Source organism: Treponema sp., from assembly GCF_045657965.1.
Classification (GTDB): domain Bacteria; phylum Spirochaetota; class Spirochaetia; order Treponematales; family Treponemataceae; genus Treponema_D.
The window spans coordinates 1-3467 of record NZ_JAZOUG010000238.1 but is presented as its reverse complement, the minus strand read 5'-3'; the positions used below and the strand labels follow the sequence as shown (position 1 = coordinate 3467).

At 41.9% G+C, this 3467-nt stretch carries 3 protein-coding genes; 2 read left to right on the top strand and 1 reads right to left on the bottom strand.

Features of this window, described 5'->3' with window-relative positions; genetic code table 11:
* The first annotated feature begins 51 nt into the window (after nucleotides 1–51).
* Nucleotides 52–2394 carry a methionine--tRNA ligase gene (gene metG / locus ACKI5B_RS09030; protein WP_407427951.1) on the top strand — a complete coding sequence of 781 codons (2343 nt, stop codon included), beginning with the start codon at nucleotides 52–54 and terminating at the stop codon, nucleotides 2392–2394.
* A gap of 180 nt (nucleotides 2395–2574) precedes the next feature.
* On the opposite strand, the gene ACKI5B_RS09025 is transcribed toward metG, so the two are convergent.
* Nucleotides 2575–2952 carry a hypothetical protein gene (locus ACKI5B_RS09025; protein WP_407427950.1) on the bottom strand — a complete coding sequence of 126 codons (378 nt, stop codon included), beginning with the start codon at nucleotides 2950–2952 and terminating at the stop codon, nucleotides 2575–2577.
* A 133-nt stretch (nucleotides 2953–3085) separates the two neighbouring features.
* Between ACKI5B_RS09025 and ACKI5B_RS09020 the strand changes: the two genes are divergently transcribed.
* On the top strand, nucleotides 3086–3467 hold a 382-nt coding region (locus ACKI5B_RS09020), incomplete at its 3' end, for an HAD family hydrolase (protein ID WP_407427948.1).

Sequence of the window (3467 nt, the reverse complement as noted above, 5' to 3'; positions counted from 1 at the left end):
CCTTTTTTATATAATTGTATAATTCCCCGTTTTTCACTATAATTTCTTCCTATGAAGAACATTAAACTTAAAGAAAAACGACTTATCACTTCGGCTTTGCCTTATGTAAACAATATTCCTCATCTCGGAAACCTGATTCAGATGCTTTCCGCTGATGTATTCGCACGCTTCTGCCGTTCACGCGGATATGAGACTATGTATGTCTGCGGTACTGACGAATACGGCACTGCAACCGAAACAAAGGCTCTGCAGGAAAAAAAGACTCCGCGAGAGCTCTGCGACTATTACTACGCGATCCATAAAGACATTTACGAGTGGTTCGACATAGCTTTTGATAAATTCGGACGCACTTCAAACGAAGAATGTACTGAAATCACTCAGAGCATCTTCAACGACCTCGACAAAAACGGATTTATCAAAGAACACACTTCAAAGCAGCTTTTCTGTCCGAAGTGTTCTATGTTCCTTGCTGACCGCTATGTAGACGGAACCTGCCCGAAATGCGGTGCTACTGACGCACGTGGAGACCAGTGCGATTCATGCGGCACTTTACTTGACCCGACTCAGCTTCTTGCGCCAAGATGTCACACATGCGGTTCAACCCCGGAAGTACGCGAGACAAAACATCTTTACATCGACCTTCCTTCAATCGCTCCAAAACTTGAAAGCTGGATGGAAAAGGCTAGTGTAGAAGGAAAATGGAGCGCAAACGCAATCCAGATGACAAAGGCATGGATCCGAGACGGTCTTAACGAGCGCGCAATCACACGTGACCTTAAATGGGGAATTCCTGTTCCAAAAGCTGGCTACGAGAACAAAGTTTTCTATGTCTGGTTCAATGCACCGATCGGCTACATGTCAATTACAAAACAGCTTGCAGACGAAATGAAAGCAGGCGGCAAAGAAACTTTCGACTGGAAAAAATGGTGGCTCCCTTCAGAATCTGCCGAAAAAATGGACGGAGAACTCAAACTCTTCCAGTTCATCGGAAAGGACAACATTCCGTTCCATACAGTTGTATTCCCGTGTTCAGAAATCGGAACAGGCCGCGATTACACAAAACTCTATCACATGTCTTCAACAGAATTTTTAAACTACGAAGACGGAAAATTCTCAAAATCTAAGGGTGTAGGTGTATTCGGAAGCGACGCCAAAGAGTCAGGAATTCCTAGCGACGCATGGCGGTTCTACATCTACTACAACCGCCCGGAAAATCAGGACTATCAGTTCACATGGAAGGACTTCCAGGAAAAATACAACAAGGAGCTCATCGGAAACCTTGGAAACCTCGTAAACCGAACACTGCTTTTCATCAACAAAAACTACGGCGGAAAAATCCCTGCAGGTAAAAAAGATGAAGTTTTGTGGGCTCAGGTTCTGGGGCACGAAAAGAAGGCTACAGAATATCTTGAATGGGCAGAGCTCAAAGATGCATTCCACGAGATTTTTGCAATTTCTGACATCTGTAACAAGGCATTCCAGGCTGCAGAACCATGGAAGGCTGTAAAAACAAACAAAGAAGTGGCAGACAATGTTCTCTACAACCTTGCTTATGTAATCAAAGACCTTATGATTATGATTCAGCCGTACCTGCCGAAATATTCACAGGTTGTTGCAGGCTACCTCGGCCACACAATCTACGACGCTCATTACGGAATCGAAGGCAAAGACGGAAGCCTTACATGGGAAGATTTGGGCAAAATGGAAGGCCTCGACACAATTTCAGAAACTTCTGTTTACTTCACGCCGCTTGACAACAAGGCAATGGAAGCCTTCCGTGCAAAATTCGCAGGAAAACAGGACGAGAAAAAGGACGAAAAATCTAAATCGAAGCAGAAAAAAGAAAAAAAGGCTGAACCAAAAGAGGAAAAGCCGGCTCTCACACCAGAACAGCAGATTGATTTCTTTAACGCAAATATCGAACTTCGCGTTGCAAAAATCGTTGACATTAAGCCGAACCCTGACGGAGAAAAGCTTTACATTGAAACAATGGACGACGGAAGCGGAAAGCCACGCACAATTCAGTCAGGTCTCAGGATGTACCTCAAAGAAGAAGAACTTCTCGGAAAGCATGTCGTAATTGCTTCAAACCTTGCTCCACGAAAAATGCGCGGCGTTGAAAGCTACGGTATGCTTCTGGCAGGCGACTATAAAGACGAAAACGGCAAAGAGTGCGTAGAAGTTCTCGATGCAGGCTGGGCTGCTCCCGGCACAAAAGTCGTTCTTGAAGGAAGTGATGTAAATGCCAGCAAAAAGCCTGAGATTTCAGGGGATGAGTTCTTCTCTGTTTCAATTGAAGCGAAAGACGGTGTAGTGCAGATTGCTGGCAAAAAGCTCCTTGCTGACGGAAAGGAAATCCGCACAACAAAGGCTTTGAACGGAGAAATCGGCTAAAATAATCAAAGCGTTAGCGCTGGTAGCCCCGGCTGTGCAGAAATGTGTGGCCGGGGATTTTTTTGTCTTTATAACGTTTTTTTCATTATCTTTAACCGATAACTTATGATGTGCGCAGAAACATGGTGAAGCGGTTCTGATTGTCTGACATAAAAACAGCTGTCCGGTATGCATACGGTTTTATTCAACTTCAAATTCTTCGATATGATTAAAAACAACCTGCCGGTTTCCAATGCGCATATCGGTGAATGAACCGTTTGAATAAATTCTGATTTCTGTTGCTGTATTGCGCATAGTATCAACAAGTGTGCCTTTGAAGATGTACCCGTAATCATCAGTATTTGCTTTGTAGTCGTAATCGAGTATGGTGTAGCTGTAATTTCTAGAAGGGGTTAAGTATTCCACTAATTTCTGCTTAGCATCCATATTGATTACGACTTTTTCGGTTCTGGTCTTTGCAGAAAATTTAAGAGATTTGACTGTGTCAGCTGAAAGAGATAAAACAGGCACTGAATAAAAAATAAAACAACAGATAAAAAACTTTATTAGATTTTTCATAAGCACCTCCTTCTGCCAGTTGTGCAGGTGTCTGAAATCATTATAAGTTACGAATTTCAATCAGGCAAGGGAAGTTTTCAATAATACTGATAAAAGAATTGTTAATTTTACAGAATTTTATTAAAATCTCTGTATGGCTATTGAGGTGTATGTCTTTGACTGTGACGGTACTATTATTGATTCTGGGGAAGACATTGCTGACTGCGTTAACGCTTCTCTTAAAAAATTCGGTTACTGGCAGCTTGATACAAAAGAGCTGATTTCGTTTACTGGGGATGGAGCAAAAAAACTTGTTTTTCGTGCGCTCTGTCGTTCTACAAAAAAACGGTTTAATCTTGAAACTGAATACAATCAGAAACAGTTTGAGTTAGTTTTTAATTATTATTTCAATCTTTATCACTCAAATCCTGTCTTAAAAACTCATCTTTATGCAGGAATCAGAGAACTTTTAAAAGTTTTAAAGCAAAAAAATAAACGGGTAGTGCTTTTAACTAATAAGCCGATTGAAATTGCCC